We start from the raw sequence: 23,227 nt of genomic DNA, 5'->3' as shown, positions 1-23,227 counted from the left end.
GCTAAAATGAGTCTATCAATATATAAAGCAGCAGAGAATAAAGGCGTGCTATTACCGGTTCCCCCAATGGCAGGGGGAAATTATAATCCTGTGCAACTCAGGGGAAATATTGGATATGTGGCCATTCAATTTCCAATACAGGAAACTATTTTTACCCATCAAGGGAAGTTGGGCCAAGAGTTCACAACCGAAGACGGATACCAAGCCATGCGTTTATGTGCACTTAATGTGCTGGCGCAGATTAACGAGTATGTCACTATGGACAGATTAGAAGGAATTAACCATATAACTGCATACTATCGAAGTGCCGAAAATTGGGATGAGGCACCAAGTATCGTTAATGGAGCTTCCGATCTATTTAAACAAATACTCGACACGAAAGGTGAGCACAGTAGATCTTTATTAGGGGTACACGCCTTGCCGAAAAATTTTTCGGTAGGATTGACCGTTACTTTTACTTTTCAGAACTAGAAACGACACAAATTAATCCTATTTTAAACATGAATTTTCTCACTAACTTTAAGCCGTTCCCTCTTTTTATAATTTCAATATTAGGGATATCTTTAGTAGGTTGTTCTACAGATGATAATTCGGAGCCCACTCCCATTCCGGAAAAAATCTACTATCAAATAGATGGCCGAAAAGTGTTTGCCGGAGATCCCGCTCCAATAGAGTTAGACCTAAACAGTGATGGTGTCGTGGACTATACAATTTTTGCCGTATTAACTGCAAACTCCAATGGTGATCAACTCTATGTTGGAATTAACCCGATTGGAGCCAATTTGATTAAAAGTGGTCCGCCTAATGACAATCATTTCTTAAATATGGGGTTTTTGGTGCGTCAGAATCCAAATAGCATCATTAACAATGAACTTTCGGGAAATCAGATATGGACATCAGATCACAGCATTTTAGTGTTGCGACAAACATTTAATGATGGTTCAACCGAATATGAGGGAGATTGGCGGGACGAATCAGAAACGATGGTCGCAATTAAGCATATAAAAAATCAACAAAGTTATTATGGTTGGCTCAACCTAAGTTTTGACAAAAAAACTGAATATATAACTCTCGTTGATTATGCCTACAATGAAGAAACAGAAAAATCAATAAAGGCCGGTCAAAAAAAATAATTTGTAACAAAATGTAAAGCATAAGTGTTCCGTTAATCAGGAATGCTACTATATAGTTTATAAATTCCGATAAAGCGTATATAATTGATTCAATACAGGCAAAAAATAGAGCTCAGCCCGGAGGATGATAAAATATTAGCGTTTTAAAACGAAAGAATAAATCTCTCCAGCTTTGAGGAAAATCTGAATAACGATTAATAAACAAAATTCGCACCAATATGAAACTAAAAACAAAAAGACCCGCGCTGATTTTAATAGATATTCAAAAAGCATTTTTAAATGAAGCGTATTGGGGAGGAAACAGAAACAACAAAGATGCAGAATTGAAATCCGGCAATATTTTAAAAGTTTGGCGAGAACAAAATCTACCTGTTTATCATGTTAGGCATCATTCCAAAAATCCGAAATCATTACTAAACAACACAAATGAGGGCTTTGAGTTTAATACAATGGTAACTCCCCTGGAAAGCGAGCCAGTTATCACAAAGCACGTAAACAGCGCCTTTATAGGCACAAATCTAAAAGAGCAACTAGATGCTGAAAATATTAAAAGCCTGGTTGTTGTTGGAATAACGACAAATCACTGTGTTTCGACTACGGTTAGAATGGCAGGAAATTTTGGGTTTGAAACCTATGTAATCTCCGATGCGACAGCAACATTCGATAGAAGCGGAATCAACGGTGAAAAATATGATGCCGAAACTATGCATCAAACTGCCCTTGCCAGCTTGAATGAAGAATTTGCCACTGTTTGGGATTTAGAAAAACTATTGAGTGAAATGGCATAATCGTTCAATCGCATTTTAAAATGTATTGATAGTACTATTGCATTTTTAATAGGGACGGAAGGTTGTAATCACGGTTGAACATTGCCTGTCAACATTATATTGATTTTCCACCATACGAACAGAGGCACTATCCATTGTGAAAATCATAAGAGACTTCTTTTTTTGGGAATTGATGCCGGGTTCCCTTTCTTAACAACCCGGAAATAGAATTTGGCTCTCGTATCCCTGTCATCATAGCGATTTCGGAAAAGTCCAGCTTCTTTTGTAAAGCCATTTCAACAATCCTTTTCATTCTAATATCTTTTATCATTTGGTAAGGTGTAATTCCATCATAAATACAATTCTTATGACTATTGAAAATTACGGAGCGATAAAACATAAAAAGCTCAAAATAAAACCCTTCCCTCAAACCAACTCGCGGGATTCAATCGCTACGCAATTGTTCCCTACCGCGTCGCTTTGAAAACCACAAAAACAAATAGTTCACTCAAACCAACTCGCGGGATTCAATCGCTACGCAATTGTTCCCTACCGCGTCGCTTTGAAAACCACAAAAACAAATAATTCACTCAAACCAACTTGCGGGATTCAATCGCTACGCAATTGTTCCCTACCGCGTCGCTTTGAAAACCACAAAAACAAATAATTCACTTTACTTCAAAAAAAAAGCGAGCTTCCTTTTTGAAGCTCGCTCATATTTAACCGTTTTTGTGGTTTATTCGTACTCGAGGCGGGAATCGAACCCGCACGTCCTAAAACACTGGATTTTGAATCCAGCGCGTCTACCAATTCCGCCACTCGAGCATTGGACGGCAAAAATAAACAAATAATTGTAAATTGTTAGTAATTCTTAATAGCATTTTTTTTGAAACACTTCCTATTCATTTACATTTGCAAACAATCAACCAGTTATCGACCACATCATGCAAATGCAAGCTCCGGAACCTAAAATTTTTGCCTGTAAACAAAGTCAAGTCCTTGCACAAGACATCGCCAATGCCTTTGGTGTCTCGTTAGGAAACGTAATCACCTCTCATTATAGCGACGGAGAATTTCAACCTTCCTTTGAAGAATCGGTAAGAGGGAGTCGGGTTTTTATTATTGGCTCAACCTTCCCTAACAGCGACCATTTAATGGAAATGTTACTCATGCTGGATGCTGCCAAACGCTCGTCGGCACGTCATATTACTGCTGTGTTACCCTATTTCGGATGGGCACGGCAGGACCGCAAAGACAAGCCACGGGTTCCCATCGCAGCAAAATTAGTGGCAAAAATGTTGGAAACAGCAGGAGCCACACGAATTATTACCATGGACCTTCATGCCGATCAAATTCAAGGGTTTTTTGAAAAGCCGGTGGATCACCTGTTTGCTTCTACAATCTTTTTACCATACTTGCGAAAACTAAATCTGGACAATCTAACCATTGCTTCCCCCGATATGGGAGGTTCCAAACGAGCCTATGCCTACTCGAAGGCAATGGAAAGCGATGTGGTAATTTGTTACAAGCAACGTGAAAAGGCGAATATCATCTCTCATATGGAACTGATTGGCGATGTGGAAGGTAAAAACGTTGTTTTAGTAGACGATATGGTCGACACCGCAGGAACACTTACCAAAGCAGCCGATTTAATGATGGAGCGCGGCGCTTTAAGCGTTCGTGCCATTTGTACACACCCTATTCTTTCGGGAAGCGCGTACGATCGGATCGAAAAATCGAAACTGGAAGAACTTATCGTCACCGATTCCATTCCGCTGCGACAAGAAAGTAAAAAAATTCGAGTGCTTACCTGTGCAAAATTATTTGCCGATGTGATGTTAAGCGTACACCACAATCAATCTATAAGCTCAAAGTTTTTAATGTAACCCCGCCGTTTTCTTCTTCGAAGATTCCACCTTCCCTGAAAAGGGAGGGAAATTTGGCTTTTTATAAACCATTTTCATTAATAAAAAAAGAATAATTCTCCCCTTCTAGGGGAGATCCGCTAACAGCGGAGAGGGGTCTTTTCAAGCGATTTATTTTCTCTCTTAAAAAACTCTCACTTTCACTTCTAACTTTCAGAAAAAAACTGCATCTTTGCACCCCTTTTAGAAGGTATTAATCTTAATAAACAATTAATTTACAATGAAATCAATTACAATCAACGGATCCAAAAGAGAAAGCGTAGGCAAGGTATCGACCAAAGCCTTACGTAATGCTGGACAGGTTCCTTGCGTAGTATACGGAGGGGAAACGCCTATTCACTTTTCAGCAGAAGAACTGGCATTTAGACACTTAGTGTACACCCCCGATGTACATACAGTTGTAATTGCCTTAGAAGATGGCACCAAAGTAAATGCCATCCTTCAAGACATTCAATTTCACCCGGTAACAGACCGTATTCTACACATGGATTTCTATCAAATTTACGACGATAAGGAAGTAATGATGGAAATTCCTGTTCGTGTTGTAGGAAATTCAAAAGGTGTTCGTAACGGAGGTGTATTGCGTATTGTAACACGTAAACTTCGAGTAAAAGCATTGCCTGCCAATCTTCCCGATTTTATCGAAGCCGATATTTCGGATATGAAAATTGGTGCAAAAATGTATGTTACCGCCGTAGCTACCGATGCGTACAAAATCTTACATTCTGAAAACACAGTAATTTGTCAGGTGAGAACTTCTAGAACCGCCATCGTCGATGAGGTTGAAGAAGAAGAGGAAGAAGAAGTTGAAGGTGAAGAAGGAGAAACTGCAACTGCCGAAGGAGAAACTGCCGAAGCACCTGCTGAAGAATAAATCTTTACTTCATAATATAAATACAAAGCATCCCGATTTTTCGGGATGTTTTTTTTTATTTTTACCGAAGCTAAAATCTATCTATGTTTGCTTTTCTAAAGAAACTATTTGCTTCAAAAGCAACAACATCAATAGCCGAAGATGACCCCATGAAAAAATTTCTCATTGCCGGATTGGGCAATATTGGTCCGAAATACGAGCATACACGCCACAATGTTGGTTTTAAAATTCTCGATTATATCGCCGAAAAAGAAGGATTAACCTGGGAAACTGCCAAACTGGGAGATATCACGCTTCATAAAAAGAAAGGTCGGAGTTTGCTGTTGCTGAAGCCAAGTACCTATATGAATTTAAGTGGTAAAGCAGTTAAATACTGGTTGGAAAAAGAAAAAATTCCGTTAGAAAACTTATTGGTAATAACCGATGACCTTAACTTAGCCTTCGGAACCTTTCGAATAAAAACCAAAGGTAGTGATGGTGGACATAACGGACTCAAAGACATACAGGCAATGCTGGAAACCGTAAATTACAACCGATTTAGATTCGGGATAAGTGATGAATTTTCCAAAGGACGTCAGGTAGATTATGTGTTGGGCGAATGGAATCCCGAAGAAGAAAAATTACTGAAGGAACGTCTGGAAAAAAGCTCTGAAATCATAAATTCTTTTGCGCTCGCCGGAATCAATATTACAATGAATACCTTTAACGGAAAATAACGTGAACGAATACCTCTCTGCAGCAAACTATAAGAACGACCGACAAAGTGTTGTCACTATTGGCACTTTCGACGGAGTACATATTGGTCATAAGGCCATTCTTCAGCGTGTGGTAAATACGGCAAAAAAAGAGAAACTGGATTCGGTGTTGCTCACCTTCTTCCCGCATCCCCGCCTGGTGCTTCAAACCGACACAAACCTTCAGCTTATCAATACCATGGATGAAAAAAAGGCGCTGCTCGACAAAACAGGACTGAATCATTTAGTGATGCATCCTTTTACGCATGCTTTTTCAAGACTGACAGCCGTAGAATATGTTCGGGATATTTTGGTGAACAAGCTGAAGGCAAAAAAAATTATTATCGGTTACGACCATCGTTTTGGTCGAAACCGCACCGCCAATATCGAAGACTTAAAAGAGTTTGGAAAAACATATCATTTTGAAGTAGAAGAAATTAGCGCCCAAGAACTCGATGAAGTTGCCGTAAGCTCCACCAAAATACGAAAGGCATTGCTGGCCGGCGACATTACAACCGCCAACAATTATTTGGGATACCACTTTATGCTTTCCGGAACCGTGGTAAAAGGAAAAAGCATCGGAAGAACCATGGATTACCCAACTGCCAATTTGCACATCGAAGAACCGTATAAATTGGTTCCGAAAAACGGTGTTTATGTGGTACACGCCACAATCAATTCGGAAAATGTCTTCGGAATTACAAGCATTGGCACCAATCCCACGGTTGGGGGAACAGACAAAACTATAGAAACCTATTTTCTGGATTTTAAGGAAGATTTGTATCAAAAAAATCTTACCATCGAGTTTCTAACTCATATCCGTGACGAAGAAACCTTTAAAGACGTGAAATCCCTAAAGGAGGCAATTACCAAAGACGAAGCCTTTGCCCGTGATTTTTTAAATCTCAATGAATAAGTGGCTTTTTACCCATATTGACAATAGCGGACTTGTTCTTTTCAGAATCGCTTTTGGTTTTCTTATTGCAGTGGAAGCGTTTGGTGCCATTGCGACCGGCTGGGTGCGACGCGCCTTTGTAGAACCCGATTTCACCTTTAATTTTATAGGGTTGGATTTTCTGCAACCACTGCCGGGAAACGGCATGTATTTCTATTTTATCCTTATGGGAATCTGTGGAGTATGTGTACTTCTGGGCTACAAATACAGGCTCAGCATGATTGGGTATGCGATTTTATGGTCGGGAGTGTATTTAATGCAAAAAACTTCCTATAACAACCACTATTATTTATTGATGTTGTTGTGCTGGATTATGGCAATACTCCCGGCACATCGTTGGTTTTCTTTGGATGCTAAAATAAATCCGAAAATAAAATCCCCTTCTATGCCGCGATGGGTATTGTTGATTCTTATTCTTCAGGTTTGGATAGTATACACCTATGCTTCCGTCGCTAAATGGTATCCCGATTGGTTGAATCTAACGGTACCGGCCTTGTTTATGAGCGGAAAAAGTGACTACTGGCTCATTGGCGGATTTTTACAGCTACATTGGGTACACTGGTGTATTGCTTATGTAGGGATTCTTTTCGATTTGCTCATCATTCCGTTGCTTCTTTGGAAGCGTACCCGTCTTCTGGGCTTTTGTATTTCAATATTTTTTCATTTGTTTAATTCGGTTGTGTTTCAAATTGGCATCTTCCCATATATGTCGATTGCGTTTGCATTATTTTTCTTTTCTCCGGAATTACTTCAGAAGCGTTTTTTACCGAAAAAGCAACTGTACACAGCCGGTGAGACAATCCTTCCGAAGTATCGCAATACCTTAATTACTGTTTTTTCAATCTATTTTGTCATTCAAATTGCACTTCCACTTAGGCATTGGTTTTTTAAAGATGATGTCCTATGGACCGAAGAAGGTCATCGTCTTAGCTGGCGTATGATGCTTCGTTCCAAACACGGCAGTTTAACGGTGTGGGTAGAAGACAAAAAAACCGGTGAGCGCTTGCGCTATGATTACACCAAGTTGGTTGGAGAAAAACAGAGTCGTTCTGTTAAAACAAAACCCGATTTGCTATGGCAAATGGCGCAACGAATTAAAGCTTCGGAAGCAGAAGTGGGTAAAGATGTGGCCGTATTTATGGACGCCAGAGTCCAGGTAAACGGCGGAGAGTACTTCCCGCTTATTGACAAAAGCGTAGATCTGGCTTCCGAAAAATGGCATCATTTTAAGCACCACGATTGGATTTTAGCTTCCCCACCCGATTATCATAAAGTGAATCCATTGCCTTAATAAATTCAATTTATGGCATTGTTCAATTCTTTTTTCGGCGATGGAAAAAAGAACAAAACTAAAACACTCGTAAAATTCTCAATTTCCGTAAATTTGCAGCCTTAAAAGCAATCCGCCATGTTACAGGTACAAGAGATACGAGACAACAAAGCACACTATATTACCGCCCTTGCCAAAAGAGGTATTGACGCTAGCGAGGTATTCGAGCAAGTGCTCCAAGCCGATGAAGACCGTAGAACTACCCAATTGCAATTGGACGAAACCCTTGCGCAATCCAATACTTTTTCAAAGGAGATTGGAAAATTGTTTCAGAGCGGAGAAACACAAAAGGCAAATTTACTAAAGGAAAAAACGGGTCAATTAAAGGAGACTTCAAAAGTACTTGGTGACCAATTAAACACCGCTTCCGAAAAATTGCAACAACTGCTGTATACCATTCCTAATATACCCAATACGCTGGTTCCTGCAGGAACCGATGAGAATGACAATGAAGAAGTATTTATAGAAGGTGAAATTCCTGTTTTAGATACCGAAGCCCTGCCTCATTGGGAACTAGCCAAGAAATACGACTTAATCGATTTCGAATTGGGAGTAAAAATTACCGGAGCCGGTTTTCCGGTTTATAAAGGAAAAGGAGCCCGCTTACAACGTGCACTAATTGCCTATTTCCTCGATAAAAACACAGCAGCCGGTTACACAGAATATCAGGTGCCGCATTTGGTAAATGAAGCTTCAGGCTTTGGAACAGGACAATTACCAGACAAAGAAGGGCAGATGTATCATGTGGGGGTTGACGATTTATATTTAATTCCAACAGCCGAAGTTCCCGTTACCAATTTATTCCGTGGAGATTTGTTGGCACATACCGAACTTCCTATTATGTGTACCGGATATACTCCTTGCTTTAGAAGAGAGGCCGGTAGTTACGGAGCACACGTTCGCGGATTGAACAGATTGCACCAATTTGACAAGGTGGAAATTGTACGTATTGAGCATCCGGACAGCAGCTATGCTGCACTTGACGGCATGGTAGAGCATGTTAAGGGGATTTTACGCGATTTAAAACTCCCGTATCGAATTTTGCGTTTGTGTGGAGGAGACTTAGGTTTTACTTCAGCATTAACTTACGATTTTGAAGTGTTTTCTACCGCACAGGATCGGTGGTTAGAGATTTCTTCGGTGTCTAATTTTGAAACATTTCAGGCAAACAGATTGAAACTTCGATTTAAAGACAAGGAAGGAAAAAACAATCTGGTACATACGTTAAACGGTAGTGCTCTTGCACTCCCGCGTGTTTTGGCAGGTATTCTGGAAAACTATCAAACTCCAACGGGAATTAAAATTCCGGAAGTGCTGGTTCCCTATTGCGGCTTCGATACGATCGATTAGCCCTTAACAGCAACAACGGCTTTATTTTTGATATAGTTTCAGAAATCAAATCGTTATATTTACCGTATGCGTAGTTTTTTATCCATAGTGGCCTTCTTTCTCTTCACCTCTATAGTTGTTGCCCAAAGCGAATTGTTGGCAAAAAATTACTTTGACCAGGGTGAATACGAAAAGGCATTGGTGATTTTCAACAAATTGTTGGATCAAAATCCCGGGCGTTCCGATTATTTTTTAATGGTGGTGCAGACGCATCAGCAAATGGAACAGTTTACTGAAGCCGAAAACCTCTTGCTCGAAAAAGTGGAAGGTCGTCGAATCAATCCGCAGTACTATGTGGAATTGGGTTATAACTATGCGCTTCAAAACAACGAAACGCAGGCCAATGTCTATTATAACAAAGCCATACAATTTGCAGAAGTCAATCCCAATTACGCCTATGCAGTTGGTGATGTCTTTATGCGTTACAGTCTCTTAGACCAGGCCGTAATTATTTTTGAAAAGGCTATGGAGACGGACTCTCAAAAGGACTTTAACCTACATCTGGCACGAATTTACGGAGAGCAGGGGAATTTGGAAAAAATGTTCGAAAAGTATATAGACTTGATGCAAAGCAATGTAGGTTACAAAGGAGCTGCGCAGCAAAATTTTAGTCTTTATATTACCGAAGACCCCACGAACGAAGCCAATAGTATATTGCGAAAGATCCTTTTACAAAAGTCGCAACAAAACCAGGATATACTTTACAACCAAATGCTAAGCTGGTTGTTTGTACAACAAAAGGAATTTAAAAAGGCGTTTACCCAGGAAAAAGCAATCTATAAACGAGCGGCAGAAAGTGATTTGGGCGGAATCATAGACGTTGGAATTATTGCCATAGCCGAAAAAGACTATGAAAATGCAAAAGAGATTCTCCAATTTGTTGTAGAAAATTCGGCCACCCCGGAAGCAAAATTACAAGGGCATCAGTTTTTAATGAAAATCGCCTTAGCGACGGCAATGCCCAAAGACTATCCAAAAATTGAACAAGAATTTGAAAGTTTATTTAATGAATTCGGCAGAGCGTCCCGCACCTATTTGCTTCAAATAGACTACAATCATTTTTTAGCATTTCAGAGCGGGAAAGTAGAAGAAGCCATTTCAAATTTAAAGGAATTAATAAAGGAAAATCTAACCCAATATCAGGAAGCAAGGGTAAAAATGGAGTTGGCCGATATTTTAGTGTTCGATGAAAAATTCAATTTGGCATTGATCTATTACTCACAGATTCAGAAAAAAATACAAAGCGATGTCTTGGCGCAGGAGGCCCGATTCAAGGTCGCGCGTACCAGTTATTTTAAAGGAGATTTTGAATGGGCACAGGTTCAATTGGATGTGCTTAAAAAATCGGCGTCCCAACTCATTGCCAACGATGCCATGCAGTTGAGTTTGATGATTCGGGACAATTCGTTGGAAGATTCCACCCAAACCGCAATTAAAAAATACGCAAAAGCCGATTTGATGGCTTTTCAGAATAAAAATAAGGAAGCCATCGCCGCTTTGGACGAAATTATTACCAATCACAAGGGCGAAAAGATTGAAGATGAAGCGCTGCTGAAGCAGGGCGAATTGTATGAAAAAACCGAACAGTTTACCAAGGCCGAAACAAATTATTTGAAACTTATTGAATTCTACAGGGAAGATATTCTGGCGGACGATGCCTACTATCGTTTGGCGAAATTATACGAGACTCAGCTTCAGAATCCCGAAAAAGCAAAGGAGTATTACGAACAGATTATTTTCAATTTTTCAGACAGCATCTACTTTGTGGAAGCCCGTAAAAAATACCGAACGCTGCGCGGAGATGCTATAAACTAATTTTTTAGGACATATAAAAGTATTCAATGTATATCTACAACGTCACCATAAACGTCGAAAATGCGATCCACGATGCCTGGCTGGAGTGGATGAAAACAGAACATATCCCGGCCATGCTCGATACCGGAAAATTCAGTAAGGCACTTATGACAAGAGTTGTGGTTGAAGAAGAGATGGGCGGAATTACCTATTCTATTCAATATCGTACCGATAGCAAAGAAACACTCCAACGCTATTACGCTGAAGATGCCCAAAAACTTCGAGCTCAAAGCAAACCGTTTGAAGGAAAGTTTGTGGCCTTTAGAACCGAATTGCAAGTGATCTGCGAACAGTAATTACAAACAAATTTTATTGCTTGTAAAACAGAAGGGTATAAAAATACTTGCCGGATGCATTCTTAACAATCCCAAAGCCGGTATGAGTATAAGCGCCTTCAAAAATGGCGCGATGTTCCGAACTGTTTATCCAGGCTTCCACCACCGCTTCAGCCGAAGTATAGCCATTCGCGACGTTCTCGCCAACCATTTCGGCTCCCTGTTCCATGAGTGCCGATGACCGTTGCTGAAAATGATCGTGATTAATTGCATCCATCTCTATCATGTACAGACTATGAGAGACTGCGTGGGCTGAAGCGAGCTCGGGATCGCTTTCAATGGGAGTCAACTCATGTGATGTTCTGTAATCATTTATCAAGTTGAGTACTTGATTCGCCATCTGCCAGTCGGTTTGTTGTGCCAGACTGAGGTCAATTGTGTTATTTGATTGTGCGGGTGAAATTTCACTGTCGGGGAAACAGGAAAAGCAAAGACAAATTAATGCCAAAGCAGAAATTCTGCTTACAAATAAGTCATTCATGTAGGGATAGATTTAGGTTTGTTTAAGCGAACTAATTTTAAAAAAGAATTTGGTTTGAGAAATTCCTTTCAATGAGTAACCCTGCAATACTTGAATTAGTATACCCAAGCCATGAAATTTACGAAACAATGCCGGGTAAAGGATCTTTGACCTGAGGTTTTTACCCTATATTTGCTATTCTTATCGAAGTTTTAGCACTTGAAAATTGTATTCCGAAACGACGCATAAAATTTTGAAATCGGACGAACCCTCAACACATATTTTGAAAGAAAAATCTTCAAATAGTAGAAAAAGCACTCCCCGAAAAGAGGATGGATCGGTGCGTGCTAAAAAGCATTTAGGTCAGCATTTTTTGAAAGATGAAGGGATTGCTCAAAAAATTAGTGATACCCTCACGCTGAGAGGCTACAAAAATGTATTGGAAATTGGTCCCGGAATGGGTGTGCTAACCAAATACCTTGTGGAAAAGGACATTAATCTGGCTGCGATGGATCTGGATAGAGAGTCCATAAAATATCTCGCAGAAAATTTTCCGCATCACAATTTAAAAATTCTGGAAGCCGACTTTTTAAAATTTGCTCTTTCAACTTTGTTTGAAGAAGATGAATTTGGCATTACAGGCAATTTTCCATACAATATTTCTACGCAGATAGTCTTTAAAACACTGGAATGGCGTGATCGAATTCCTGAGTTTACAGGGATGTTTCAGAAGGAAGTAGCACTGCGCATCTGTTCTTCGGAAGGAAGCAAGGTGTACGGAATCCTTTCGGTGCTTACACAGGCTTTTTACGATGCCGAATACCTGTTTACGGTACCTCCTTCGGTATTTGATCCCCCGCCAAAGGTAGAAAGTGGTGTGCTTCGGCTTAGAAGAAAAGAAAACAATAGTTTGGCCTGTGACGAGAAGATGTTGTTTAAGGTTGTGAAAACTGCCTTTCAGCAACGCCGTAAAACCCTTCGGAACAGTTTAAAATCCTTCAATATTTCAGATAAATTAAAAGAAGATACTATCTTTGGCCTACGCCCGGAACAACTTTCTGTAGCGCAATTTATTACTCTCACAAAAAAACTGGAGGACGATGCAATTTCAACTCACAGCTGATTTTATCTCGAATATTGAGCATCTCATTGCTCATGAGGAGAATGATGCCCTACGTGAGTTATTGCATGAATTTCACTTTGCCGATATTGCAGAAATACTCGAAGAGCTAGACAGCGACGAGGCCACCTATCTTATTAAATTACTGGAGAGTGAATTGACTTCGGAAGCGCTCATGGAGCTGGACGATGATATTCGTGAAAAAATTCTCGACCGATTATCTCCCAAAGAAATAGCCAAGGAGCTGGAAGAACTCGATACCGATGATGCTGCCGATATTATTGCCGAACTGGATGAAGATATACAGAGAAAGGTAATCGGTAAAATAAAGGATGAAGAGCACAAAGCAGATATTGTTGAGCTTTTAAAGTACGATGAAGACACTGCCGGGGGTTTAATGGCCAAGGAATTGGTGCAGGTAAAAGAGACCTGGACTGTTGCGGGTTGTGTGCGGGAAATGCGCAGGCAAGCCGAAAATGTAACTCGGGTACATTCCATTTATGTAACCGATAAGGCCGGGAAATTAAAAGGGCGGCTCTCCTTAAAAGACCTTTTAACTGCTTCCGAAAAGTCCAAAATAAGTGAGATATATATCCCGAAAGTAGATTATGTTTCTGTTCATACAGAAAATGAAGATGTCGCGCGGATCATGCAAAAATACGATCTGGAGGCCATTCCCGTGGTCGATGACGAAGGGATTCTGGTAGGACGAATTACCATCGATGACATCGTAGATTTTATAAAAGACGAAGCCGAAAAAGATTACCAATTGGCAGCGGGTATTACACAAGATGTCGAAGCCGATGATAGTGTCTGGAAACTTACCAAGGCGAGACTTCCGTGGTTAATGATCGGGATGTTGGGCGGTCTGGGAGCTGCAAGTATCATTTCGGGATTTGAAGCCATTTTTCTTACCTACCCTAATTTGTTGCTTTTTGTCCCCCTAATTCAAGCAACTGCAGGAAACGTGGGTGTACAATCCAGCGCCATTGTTGTACAAGGTCTGGCCAATGATACTTTAAAGGGGAATATTGTGCGAAGGCTCTTAAAAGAGGCTGTTTTGGCACTTATCAATGGAGTTTCTATTGCAATTGTGGTGATTTTTATCAGTCATTTTGCCTTTGGAACCACCATTACTGAATCGATTAGTATTTGCATCGCATTGATAGCGGTAATTATTTTAGCAGCGCTTATCGGCACTTTTATTCCAATTCTTCTGGACAAAAAAGGAATTGATCCTGCTGTTGCTACAGGTCCGTTTATCACCACCAGTAACGATGTTTTTGGCATTCTTACCTATTTCCTTATCGCTAAGTTAATTTTAGGATTTTGAAATCTGAAGTGTTCTCCTATCAATTTATTGTTCCGAATGAAGCCATTGACGAACGTAAACACGTAAACAACCTCACCTATCTGGAATGGTGTATACATGCTGCCGAAGCGCATTGGAAGTCAAAAGCTTCACTTGAAATGCAGAAGAATTTTGTTTGGTATGTGTTGCGCCATCATATTGAATACAAGGCGGCTGCTTTTGAAGATGAAAAGCTTCAGATTGAAACTTGGGTTACTAGCTCGGAAGGAGTGCGAAGCGAGCGGAATTTTAAAATTTTCAGAATAAAAGATCAGAAACTTCTTGTAGAGGCGAGTACCCTTTGGTGTCTACTGGACCAAAAAACAAATCGACCCACAAAAATCCCCGAAGAAATTACTACCTTGTTTCTCTAAACCAACCCGGTAGTGAAAACGATAAATCTTCAACAAAAATTTACTTCCTTCAGCAAACATTGGCATCCGCATCAAATAGCTTTAGTAGACGACATGCAGGTGCTTTTGGCTAAAATTAAGGACGAATTTGTATGGCATACCCACGAGGAGGGAGATGAATTGTTTTTTGTTCAGAAAGGAACTTTGGAGATGCATTTTAGAGATAAGATACAAGTTGTAAAAGCCGGAGAAATTATTGTCGTCCCCAAAGGTGTGGAGCATTGCCCCAAAACGCGAAACGGAGAGGAAGTTCACCTGCTTTTATTCGAAAAGCTATCAACAAAACATACCGGAAACGTTCAGGATGCAAAAACACAAACCCATTATCCTAAAATATAAGCCTTGAAGATTCTTCACCTCGATACCAATCATCCTTTGCTGCTGGAAAAGCTAAAGACCGCCGGGTTTGTAAATGTTGAAGATTACACCTCTTCCGAAGTCGAAATAAAACGAATTATTTATCAATACGAAGGAATTGTTATTAGAAGCAGATTTAAGATAGACGCTGCTTTTTTGGAAGCGGCTACCAATTTAAAGTTTATCGCCCGCGTTGGTGCCGGCTTGGAAAGCATAGACAATGACTATGCACATGCGAAGGGAATACAGCTTATTTCGGCGCCGGAAGGCAACCGAAATGCAGTGGGGGAACACGCCTTGGGCATGCTGCTTTCGTTATTCAATAAACTAAATACGGCAGATCGCGAAATTCGCCAAGGGCAATGGAATAGAGAATCCAATCGCGGTATAGAACTGGACGGCAAAACCGTTGGAATTATCGGCTATGGAAACATGGGCAAAGCCTTTGCAAAAAAACTTAGGGGATTTCAATGTAGGGTAATCTGTTATGACCTGCTTCCTTTGGTTGGTGATAGCTCGGCAACACTGGTTTCTCTCGAACAATTGCAGCAGGAAGCCGATGTTCTTAGTTTGCACACACCTTTGACAGTCCGTACCGATAAAATGGTAAATAGTACTTTTATAGAAAGATTTGCAAAACCGTTTTGGCTGTTAAATACCGCCAGAGGGAGAAGTGTAGTTACAGCCGATTTGGTTTCGGCGTTACGAAATGGAAAGATTTTGGGTGCCGGATTGGATGTTCTTGAATATGAAAAAACTTCGTTCGAATCGCTTTTCGATTCCGAAGAGCTTCCACATGCCTTAAAAGAGCTACTTACATTTGACAATGTAATTTTGAGTCCGCATATAGCCGGCTGGACAATTGAGAGCAAAGAAAAGTTGGCGCAGGTGATTGCCGACAAGATAATTTTAAACTTTAAAACATTCTCTTAAACTTTCAAGTATGAAAAAACGAGTAACAGGAATAGGCGGATTATTCTTTAAGACTAGGGATCCAAAGGCAACCAAGGATTGGTATAAAGAGCATCTGGGGTTTAATACCGATGATTGGGGATGTACCTTTTGGTGGAAGGATGAGCAGGGCAATAAATGCTCTACACAATGGAGTCCGTTTGCCAGAGACACCAAATATTATGACCCTTCTAAAAAAGATTTTATGTTTAATTACAGGGTCGAAAATTTGGAGGAATTACTAAAAGTTCTGAAAGAAGAAGGTGTAAATATTATTGGGGAAATGCAGACTTACGATTACGGAAAGTTTGGTTGGATTATGGACAATGACGGTAACAAAATTGAACTTTGGGAACCGATTGATAGCGCATTTCAGTAATGTCTTAGGTTGAAATGTCTAAATTATAGGAATTCAGGGATATGCACTTGAAATATTTTTTATACATTTAACATTCAACTAAATACCATCAAACTCATGGAAGAAAACAACAACGAAGGATACGACAGCACCAAAGACCGAAAGGATGATGCTGCAGGGACTGCTGGCGAAGAAGCGAAAAGCACCGCCAACGAATTCAAGGAAGGCTGGAATGAGGCCACTAAAAGTACCGGCGAGAACAAAAAGATGCTTGCGGGTATTCTTGGCATTGTATTAGGGGCCTTTGGGGTTCATAAATTTATATTAGGCTATAACAAAGAAGGAATTATTCTGGTAGCATTGACTGTGGTGGGAATTGCTACGTCATGTTTGTTTTTCGGAATTTTCCTCTATATGGCAGCCGGTATTGTTGGACTTATAGAAGGTATTATCTATCTAACCAAAAGCGACGAAGAGTTCTACCAAACCTATCAGGTTGGTAAGAAACCTTGGTTCTAAAAAGTGAAAAGCCTTTGAAAAAAACCTTCAAAGGCTTTTTTACTTCAATCTTTCATCGTAATATTGCAATATAATAATTATACTATGGGCGTTTCTAAAAGACATATTCATTCGGTTGGTGTAAATCAGTTGGCCGATTTGGCAAAAGTACTCTCACATCCTGCTCGGATTTCAATCCTGAATTACATTGGGGATTGTGAAGGATGCTTGTGTAAGGATATAGCAACGACTATTCGTTTGTCGCAGCCTACCACTTCACAGCATTTACAGGTAATTAAAAACTCCGGCCTGCTGAAAAGTCATTTTGAAGGGAAAAGTCAGTATTATACTATTAACAAAGACCGCTTGTCGAAATTAAAAGAGCTGTTTCACGATTTCTTTGAAACGGCCGAACAAAAATGTTGCTAAACAAACATGTTACACTCATGAAAACACAAGAATTATTGCAAGTATTAGAAACTCATAAGGATAAGGCCTTATTGTTTGAATATGCCCCCAATCAACTGGTTGGCGCAAATTATCATATCACCGAAGTGAAACACATCGCCGTGGATTCTGTGGATTGCGGTGCCCGAACCGACTCGTGGAAGGAAACCATTGTTCAACTATGGGAAAGTCCTTCAGAAAAGGACAAAACCGAATTTATGAGCACCTACAAAGCCTTGGGCATTCTTAAAAAAGTAGGGAGTATAAAGCCGTTTGACATGACTTCCGAAGTGAAATTTGAATATGGAAATTCCTTATTTCACACTGCACAACTTTTTGTTAACGATTACGAAATAAAAAACAATCAATTACTTTTTAAATTAGCTGTCGAGAAAACCGATTGCAAGGCTAAAGAAGCTTGTGGTGTTCCTGAAACTGTTGAAAAGACTGAAGAAGTAGCATGTTGCGCCCCGGGTGGCGGTTGTTGTTAAACCCACCCCTAGCCCCTCCCAAAGGGAGGGGAAATTTAACTTTATGGAGATAATTCATTTAGAGAAAAAGCATTACCCATCGGTCACCAAAATCTATTCGGAAGGACTCAAAACGGGTATTGCCTCTTTTGAAACTAAAACTCCATCTTGGCAACAATGGAATGATAAATTTTTACCGACATGCCGATATGTTGCAATTGTAGACAATGTGATCGTAGCTTGGTGTGCCTTAAGCCCGGTTTCGAAACGAGAAGTTTATAAGGGAGTTGCTGAAAATACTATCTATGTATCAAAAGCGTATCAAGGAAAAGGAATCGGTAAAAAACTCCTTGGCCATTTGATTTCGGAAAGTGAAAAGGAAGGCTTTTGGACCTTACAGGCCGGAATTTTTGCTCAGAATGAAGTGAGTATCATACTACATGAACAATATGGTTTCAGAATTGTGGGTGTTCGCGAAAAAATTGCACAACGTGACGGGATCTGGCACGATAATGTACTCATGGAAAGAAGAAGTAAAAAAGTAAATTATATGAAAAACATCCTCGTATTGTGCACCGGCAACAGCTGTAGAAGTCAGATGGCAGAAGGTTACTTAAAGCATTTCGCCAAAAACAAGGCCAACATTTACAGCGCCGGGATAGAAACGCACGGACTCAACCCGGGTGCTGTAGCGATTATGGCGGAAGACGGAATAGATATTACACAACACACTTCAAATCATGTTGAGGAATATCCCGGAATATCATGGGATTACATAATTACAGTCTGCGATCATGCACAGGAAAACTGTCCTTTTATTCCGGCTCCCAATGCGCTGAGACTACATCAAAATTTTTCGGATCCTTCTAAGATTAAGGGTACTGAAGCAGAAATTCACACTGCTTTTGAAAAAACCAGAAATGAAATAAAAAATTATTCCAAAAAATTCGTTTCAGAATATTTGTAAGTTTCTCTGCTTCTTTTAAATACGTAGTAGTACGTAGCCTTTAGTTATCTAAATTTCATATATTTAGAAATAACTAACTAACCTCTCATGATTTCATTCTTCAGGACATTAAGGCTTCGGCTATTGTCTGAATATCCGTGCGAACGCTTTCCATACGATATTCGGCCTGATAGCTATTGGGCCATGGCGAGTACTTTCAGTAAATATTTTCGATATCCTACTACTGAAAATGTTCCGGTTTTAGTCTGGATTTTTATTGCCCTGCGAAGTAACCATCTCAACGAGAACACCAAAACGGAGGACCTTTTGACTCTAAAACTAATTAAATAGTAACACAATGAAAAAACAACCCAACCATTGGTCTAAAGATGAATTAAAAATTTACGTGCTGTTACTCTGTGCAAGGGCAGATTCTCATGAAACCGAGGAAGAGCTCAATCTTATAAAATCCAAAATCGACTCAGAAACATTCAACAGACTGTACGAGGAGTTTTGTGAAGATGAGGAGGATGACTGTCTGGAAAAAATTCAGCATGCGTTGGAACAACACGAATACTCGAACATGGAACTGGGTCAACTCAAGAAAGAGGTGTGGGAGCTATTCCATGCAGACAAAGAATTGGGAAGCAAGGAGCGCAACATTGCCAGAATCCTGGATAACGTATTGTACTAATTCCATTTGTTTAATAAAATAGTGCCCTATTTCAATAACTTCTTGCTGGGCAATAAAGCCTAACTCGATAACACACAAACAGTTGCAATGAAAGCAAAATCAATTAAAGGAAAATCTACAGCAGAAGTAAAAGCTGCGTTAACGCAAAGCATGGCTGACGGTTTTAATCCAACATTAGGTATCTGCTTTATTTCAAAAGCTCAGGACAGAACGGCTATCAGCAATTTGCTTGATGAAGCCGGTATAGCCATTTTTGGCTGCACCACTAATGGAGAGTTCATTGATGAAGAAACTCAAAAAGGTTCAGCAGCAATTCTTTTACTTGACATGAATAAGGATCATTTTCAAATATATTTTGAAGAATATCCCGAAAAAAATTACAGAGAAGTGTCAAGCGGCATTGCTCAAAAAGCAAAGGCAAAATTTACAACACCTGCTTTTTTAATCGGCGCCAGTCATATGGCAGCCGATGGAGAAGAAATACTTCGCGGCATTGAGGACATTGCCGGTAAAGAAGTTAATGCTTATGGAGGGGCAGCAGGCGATGATTATGCTTTTACCTCCACCTTCGTTTTTACAAATGGTAAAGATAGCGGCAATGCTATGGTTTGCATTGCACTGGATGAAACAAAAGTGGAAATAAAAGGTATTGCCACCTGTGGATGGAAAGCGGTTGGAACAGTAAAAACGGTAACAAAAAGTGAAGGCAATCATGTGTACACAGTAGATGATATTCCTGTATTGGATATTACTGCCAAATACGGCGGACTGGAAAATATTACCCCGGAAAATACTAATCTGGCCCTTGAAATCGCAGCCAATTTCCCGCTGCAATTACAGCGGGAAAAAGGAGACCCTGTTATGAGGCCAGGCCTTAAAATAGACTGGACAGATCGTTCTTATTATAGTAGTGGTTCAGTGCCGCAGGGTTCAAAAGTGCGTTTCTCCTTACCACCCGATTTTGACGTAATGGAAAAAGTAGTAAAGGGAGTAGAAAATCTAAAAGCAACCGAAATGCCCGAAGCAGATGCACTCGTTGTTTTCAGTTGTGCAGGCAGAATTCTATCATTGGGGCCTCTAATGAGTCAGGAGCTGGAAGGTGTAAAAAATGTTTGGAATGTACCTATGGCAGGCATGTTTAGCAATGGAGAATTGGGACGGGCTACCGGGGGAAATTTAGAAATGCATAACCTCACAACCTGTTGTGTGGCATTAAAGGAAAAATAATCGTGAAGGCAAAATCAATCATAGGAAAAGCATCCGAAGAAATTAAAACTGCATTGGTAAAATGCATGGCCGATGGTTATAAACCAACCCTTGCCATTGTGTTCATTTCTAATGTAGAAGATATAGAAGCGATTACCCGTATTATGAGCACAGAAGGAATTATAGTTTTCGGTGCTAGTACGGCTCAAAAATTTACGGAAGATGGATTAGATTATGAGGGTAGTATTGTTGTTTTACTATTGGATATGAAGCCGAAACATTTTAGCATCGTATTGAAAGAGTACAAGGAGCTTCCTCCCGTTGAGGCGGCTAAATCTGTTGCCAAATCAGGTTTGGCAACATTCAAAAATCCTGGCTTCATTATTTCAACAATTGATACTATTTTATCGGGAGAAGAATTGATTGACGGGTTTGTTGAAATTGCAGGAAAAGATGTTGCTGTTATGGGAGGTGCAGCAGGTAACCCTGCCGATTTTTCAGGTGTTGTATTTACCAATGCCGTATCCAGTACTAGGGGCATTATTGCACTCATCATTGATCAGGATAAAGTAAAAATGAGTGGACTTGCCGTTTCAGGTTGGAAACCCGTAGGCACAGAGAAAAAAATTACAAAAAGCGACGGACCGTGGATTTTTACAATTGATGGTGAACCGGCGGTAGACCTGATCCAAAAATTTTTAGGTGAAGACATCCTAACTAACAGAAACCACGCAACCGGCCTGCTTCCTTCTGATCTTGGTTATCCATTGCAGTTTGAACGAGAACCGGGAAGTTTTTTAATGCGCCCCCTATTGCTTTGGAACACAACAGATAAATCAGTAATGGTTAGTGGAACTGTAAATGAGGGAGAAAAATTTCGCTTTTCCCTGCCGCCGGATTTTGATGTGATCGATAAAGTAATAGACAGCACCAAAAAGATAAAAGAGAAAGAGATGCCTGATGTAGATGCGCTCCTAACATTTTCTTGTGTAGGAAGATTAGGTTCGTTTGGCCCGATGGTTTCAACAGAAATAGAAGGACTGGCATCTACGTGGAATAAGCCCATGATAGGCTTTTTCTCTCTTGGAGAATTCGGCAAACTAGATAATGGTTCATCTGAATTTCATGGCACCACTGTGAGCTGGGTGGCTTTAAAAGAAAAGTAACTAATTAAAATATAAACTATGTTAAAACTAACAGTACTCTATGGTCACCCGGTAGATGCAACAGCCTTCGAGAAATACTATCGCGAAAAACATATGCCACTAGTCGACACTATGGAGGGTATGGCAAGAATAGAATTAACCAAGGTACTGGGTACGCCCGACGGACAAAAGGCAGCATATTATCGAATAGCCGAATTGTATTTCACATCCCTCGAACAAATGCAGGAAACAATGGCGTCTGCCGAAGGGCAAGCGACAGTAAACGATCTGTCTAATTTCGCAACCGGTGGAGTAACAGTGATGATTGGCACTGTAGAATAATAGTACTAAAATTAGCTAAAGCATATGATTGCAAGAACATTTAAGGGAAAATCAACCGAGGAAATTGCAATTGCCTTTCAGGAAAACATGAAAAGCGGTTTTAAACCTACTTTGGCTATTGTCTTCCTTTCCATTAAGCAGGATATAGATGCCATTTGCGAAATTTTCGATAAGGAAGGAATTGCCGTGTTCGGGGCGACTACATCGGGGGAATTTATTGATGGTGATGTTGAAGAAGGAAGCGTTACGGTAATGCTATTGGATATACACCAAGAATATTTCAAATTAGTTTTCTTGGAGACAGGCGACATGACCACCCTGGAAAATGCAAAACAATTGGGGATTGAAGGAAAAAAGGCCTTTTCAAGACCCGCCTTTATCATCGTATCCGGCTGGTTGAGTAATGAGGGCGAAAATATTATTGAAGGTATTACTGAAGGCTGTGGCAGCGAAGCAACAATATTTGGCGGAATGGCCGGTGACGACCTGTCTTTGGATGGTCCGGTGGCCTTTACCTACGGAAAAAGTAGCGCCAAAGGTCTATTAGGACTTATAATTGACGAAGATAAAATTGAATTAAATGGAATTGCCACCTGTGGCTGGAAAGCCATTGGCACAACGAAAACCATTACCAAAAGTGTGGGTAACGTGGTTTATACAATTGATGATAAACCTGCTTTGGATATGATTATCAAGTATCTTGGAGTGGAGTATGATTTTGATTCGGGAAAAGAAATTGTCACACAAATTGGAGCGTACTATCCGTTGCAGATGGAACGTGAAAATGTGGCGCCGGTTATGCGCACCGCAATGCTTGCAAATCGGGAAGACCGTTCGCTTATTTGCGCAGGGAACGTGCCTCAGGGTTCCAAAATTAAATTTTCACTTCCCCCCGATTTTGATGCTATTGAAATAGTAGTGAAGGAATGCCAGGATATCAAAACCGAAAAACAAGCGGAGGCAGACGCCTTGATAATGTTCTCCTGCGTGAGCAGACATTTGTCTTTTGGAATATTAATACAGGAAGAAATTGAACAGGTAAAAAAAGTTTGGGATGCGCCCATGGTCGGTTTTTTTACCTATGGCGAATTCGGAAAATCTAAAACCGGAAAGCATGAGTTTCATAACAATACCTGTTGTATCGTTGCTTTAAAAGAAAAATAAATCCCCTGT

28 protein-coding genes and 1 tRNA gene are annotated in these 23,227 nt (G+C 40.2%); 26 read left to right on the top strand and 3 right to left on the bottom strand.

Features of this window, described 5'->3' with window-relative positions; all coding sequences use genetic code 11:
* Positions 1–6 precede the first annotated feature (6 nt).
* The 3 genes from ATE92_RS06305 (at position 7) to ATE92_RS06295 (ending at position 1,921) form a co-directional block, all read left to right on the top strand.
* Complete coding sequence (locus ATE92_RS06305) at positions 7–471, top strand: RidA family protein (protein ID WP_100802897.1); 465 nt, start codon at positions 7–9, stop codon at positions 469–471.
* Between the two features lie 29 nt (positions 472–500).
* Entirely contained in the window at positions 501–1,133 is a 633-nt protein-coding gene (locus ATE92_RS06300; protein WP_100802896.1) for a hypothetical protein, read from the top strand.
* A gap of 218 nt (positions 1,134–1,351) precedes the next feature.
* On the top strand, positions 1,352–1,921 hold the full coding sequence (locus ATE92_RS06295) for a cysteine hydrolase family protein (protein ID WP_100802895.1): 570 nt from the start codon (positions 1,352–1,354) through the stop codon (positions 1,919–1,921).
* Positions 1,922–2,048: 127 nt separating this feature from the next.
* Here ATE92_RS06295 and ATE92_RS06290 read toward each other — a convergent pair whose 3' ends face one another.
* Together ATE92_RS06290 and ATE92_RS06285 are read right to left on the bottom strand one after the other, a co-directional pair.
* Positions 2,049–2,213, bottom strand: coding sequence for a hypothetical protein (locus ATE92_RS06290; RefSeq protein ID WP_157809575.1), 165 nt, complete (start codon positions 2,211–2,213; stop codon positions 2,049–2,051).
* A gap of 430 nt (positions 2,214–2,643) precedes the next feature.
* Positions 2,644–2,725, bottom strand: a tRNA-Leu gene (locus ATE92_RS06285).
* Positions 2,726–2,844: 119 nt separating this feature from the next.
* On the opposite strand from ATE92_RS06285, the gene ATE92_RS06280 reads away from it, so the two are divergent.
* The 8 genes from ATE92_RS06280 (at position 2,845) to ATE92_RS06245 (ending at position 11,257) form a co-directional block, all read left to right on the top strand.
* Positions 2,845–3,786, top strand: a complete 942-nt coding sequence (locus ATE92_RS06280) for a ribose-phosphate pyrophosphokinase (protein ID WP_100802893.1) — start codon at positions 2,845–2,847, stop codon at positions 3,784–3,786.
* A gap of 259 nt (positions 3,787–4,045) precedes the next feature.
* A complete protein-coding gene (locus ATE92_RS06275) occupies positions 4,046–4,699 on the top strand; it encodes a 50S ribosomal protein L25/general stress protein Ctc (RefSeq protein WP_100802892.1) in 654 nt (217 codons plus the stop codon).
* 83 nt (positions 4,700–4,782) lie between these two features.
* Positions 4,783–5,415, top strand: coding sequence for an aminoacyl-tRNA hydrolase (gene pth / locus ATE92_RS06270; protein ID WP_100802891.1), 633 nt, complete (start codon positions 4,783–4,785; stop codon positions 5,413–5,415).
* A 1-nt stretch (position 5,416) separates the two neighbouring features.
* Positions 5,417–6,349, top strand: a complete 933-nt coding sequence (locus tag ATE92_RS06265; protein WP_100802890.1) for a bifunctional riboflavin kinase/FAD synthetase — start codon at positions 5,417–5,419, stop codon at positions 6,347–6,349.
* Positions 6,342–7,679 carry an HTTM domain-containing protein gene (locus ATE92_RS06260; RefSeq protein WP_100802889.1) on the top strand — a complete coding sequence of 446 codons (1,338 nt, stop codon included), beginning with the start codon at positions 6,342–6,344 and terminating at the stop codon, positions 7,677–7,679. Before ATE92_RS06265 ends, ATE92_RS06260 begins: the two co-directional genes overlap by 8 nt.
* Before the next feature lie 117 nt (positions 7,680–7,796).
* Complete coding sequence (gene serS / locus ATE92_RS06255) at positions 7,797–9,068, top strand: serine--tRNA ligase (protein WP_100802888.1); 1,272 nt, start codon at positions 7,797–7,799, stop codon at positions 9,066–9,068.
* A 66-nt stretch (positions 9,069–9,134) separates the two neighbouring features.
* Positions 9,135–10,922 (top strand): tetratricopeptide repeat protein, encoded by a 1,788-nt coding sequence (locus ATE92_RS06250; RefSeq protein WP_100802887.1) that lies wholly within the window; start codon positions 9,135–9,137, stop codon positions 10,920–10,922.
* Positions 10,923–10,948: 26 nt separating this feature from the next.
* A complete protein-coding gene (locus tag ATE92_RS06245) occupies positions 10,949–11,257 on the top strand; it encodes a DUF4286 family protein (protein WP_100802886.1) in 309 nt (102 codons plus the stop codon).
* Positions 11,258–11,270: 13 nt separating this feature from the next.
* On the opposite strand, the gene ATE92_RS06240 is transcribed toward ATE92_RS06245, so the two are convergent.
* On the bottom strand, positions 11,271–11,777 hold the full coding sequence (locus ATE92_RS06240) for a CAP domain-containing protein (protein WP_100802885.1): 507 nt from the start codon (positions 11,775–11,777) through the stop codon (positions 11,271–11,273).
* Between the two features lie 232 nt (positions 11,778–12,009).
* Between ATE92_RS06240 and rsmA the strand changes: the two genes are divergently transcribed.
* The 15 genes from rsmA to ATE92_RS06165 all read left to right on the top strand — a co-directional run bounded on the left by rsmA (position 12,010) and on the right by ATE92_RS06165 (position 23,218).
* Positions 12,010–12,879: a 16S rRNA (adenine(1518)-N(6)/adenine(1519)-N(6))-dimethyltransferase RsmA gene (gene rsmA, locus ATE92_RS06235; protein WP_369819695.1), complete on the top strand. Its 870-nt coding sequence runs from the start codon at positions 12,010–12,012 to the stop codon at positions 12,877–12,879.
* Entirely contained in the window at positions 12,857–14,209 is a 1,353-nt protein-coding gene (mgtE, locus tag ATE92_RS06230; RefSeq protein ID WP_100802884.1) for a magnesium transporter, read from the top strand. The genes rsmA and mgtE overlap by 23 nt, the downstream gene beginning before the upstream one ends.
* On the top strand, positions 14,206–14,601 hold the full coding sequence (locus tag ATE92_RS06225) for a thioesterase family protein (RefSeq protein ID WP_100802883.1): 396 nt from the start codon (positions 14,206–14,208) through the stop codon (positions 14,599–14,601). Before mgtE ends, ATE92_RS06225 begins: the two co-directional genes overlap by 4 nt.
* Before the next feature lie 12 nt (positions 14,602–14,613).
* Positions 14,614–14,979: a cupin domain-containing protein gene (locus ATE92_RS06220; protein WP_100802882.1), complete on the top strand. Its 366-nt coding sequence runs from the start codon at positions 14,614–14,616 to the stop codon at positions 14,977–14,979.
* Between the two features lie 3 nt (positions 14,980–14,982).
* The gene (locus ATE92_RS06215; protein ID WP_100802881.1) at positions 14,983–15,930 is read left to right on the top strand and encodes a 2-hydroxyacid dehydrogenase; all 948 of its coding nucleotides are present in this window, start codon (positions 14,983–14,985) and stop codon (positions 15,928–15,930) included.
* Positions 15,931–15,940: 10 nt separating this feature from the next.
* A complete protein-coding gene (locus ATE92_RS06210) occupies positions 15,941–16,327 on the top strand; it encodes a VOC family protein (protein ID WP_100802880.1) in 387 nt (128 codons plus the stop codon).
* 96 nt (positions 16,328–16,423) lie between these two features.
* Positions 16,424–16,825 (top strand): TM2 domain-containing protein, encoded by a 402-nt coding sequence (locus ATE92_RS06205; RefSeq protein ID WP_100802879.1) that lies wholly within the window; start codon positions 16,424–16,426, stop codon positions 16,823–16,825.
* A gap of 84 nt (positions 16,826–16,909) precedes the next feature.
* Entirely contained in the window at positions 16,910–17,233 is a 324-nt protein-coding gene (locus ATE92_RS06200; protein ID WP_100802878.1) for a helix-turn-helix transcriptional regulator, read from the top strand.
* 17 nt (positions 17,234–17,250) lie between these two features.
* Entirely contained in the window at positions 17,251–17,742 is a 492-nt protein-coding gene (locus tag ATE92_RS06195) for a DUF6428 family protein (RefSeq protein ID WP_100804371.1), read from the top strand.
* Between the two features lie 43 nt (positions 17,743–17,785).
* Complete coding sequence (locus tag ATE92_RS14260; protein ID WP_100802877.1) at positions 17,786–18,688, top strand: GNAT family N-acetyltransferase; 903 nt, start codon at positions 17,786–17,788, stop codon at positions 18,686–18,688.
* Positions 18,689–19,025: 337 nt separating this feature from the next.
* Positions 19,026–19,361, top strand: coding sequence for a hypothetical protein (locus tag ATE92_RS06185; protein ID WP_100802876.1), 336 nt, complete (start codon positions 19,026–19,028; stop codon positions 19,359–19,361).
* A gap of 87 nt (positions 19,362–19,448) precedes the next feature.
* Positions 19,449–20,588 (top strand): FIST signal transduction protein, encoded by a 1,140-nt coding sequence (locus tag ATE92_RS06180; protein WP_100802875.1) that lies wholly within the window; start codon positions 19,449–19,451, stop codon positions 20,586–20,588.
* Positions 20,589–20,590: 2 nt separating this feature from the next.
* Complete coding sequence (locus tag ATE92_RS06175) at positions 20,591–21,733, top strand: FIST signal transduction protein (protein ID WP_157809574.1); 1,143 nt, start codon at positions 20,591–20,593, stop codon at positions 21,731–21,733.
* Between the two features lie 18 nt (positions 21,734–21,751).
* Positions 21,752–22,054 carry an EthD family reductase gene (locus ATE92_RS06170; RefSeq protein WP_100802873.1) on the top strand — a complete coding sequence of 101 codons (303 nt, stop codon included), beginning with the start codon at positions 21,752–21,754 and terminating at the stop codon, positions 22,052–22,054.
* A 24-nt stretch (positions 22,055–22,078) separates the two neighbouring features.
* Positions 22,079–23,218 carry an FIST signal transduction protein gene (locus ATE92_RS06165; RefSeq protein ID WP_100802872.1) on the top strand — a complete coding sequence of 380 codons (1,140 nt, stop codon included), beginning with the start codon at positions 22,079–22,081 and terminating at the stop codon, positions 23,216–23,218.
* Positions 23,219–23,227 lie beyond the last annotated feature (9 nt).

The sequence above is a fragment of the Ulvibacter sp. MAR_2010_11 genome (genome assembly GCF_002813135.1).
In the GTDB taxonomy this organism is placed as follows: domain Bacteria; phylum Bacteroidota; class Bacteroidia; order Flavobacteriales; family Flavobacteriaceae; genus Altibacter.
The sequence above is the reverse complement of the archived record's forward strand: the minus strand, read 5'-3'. Positions and strand labels throughout refer to the sequence as shown.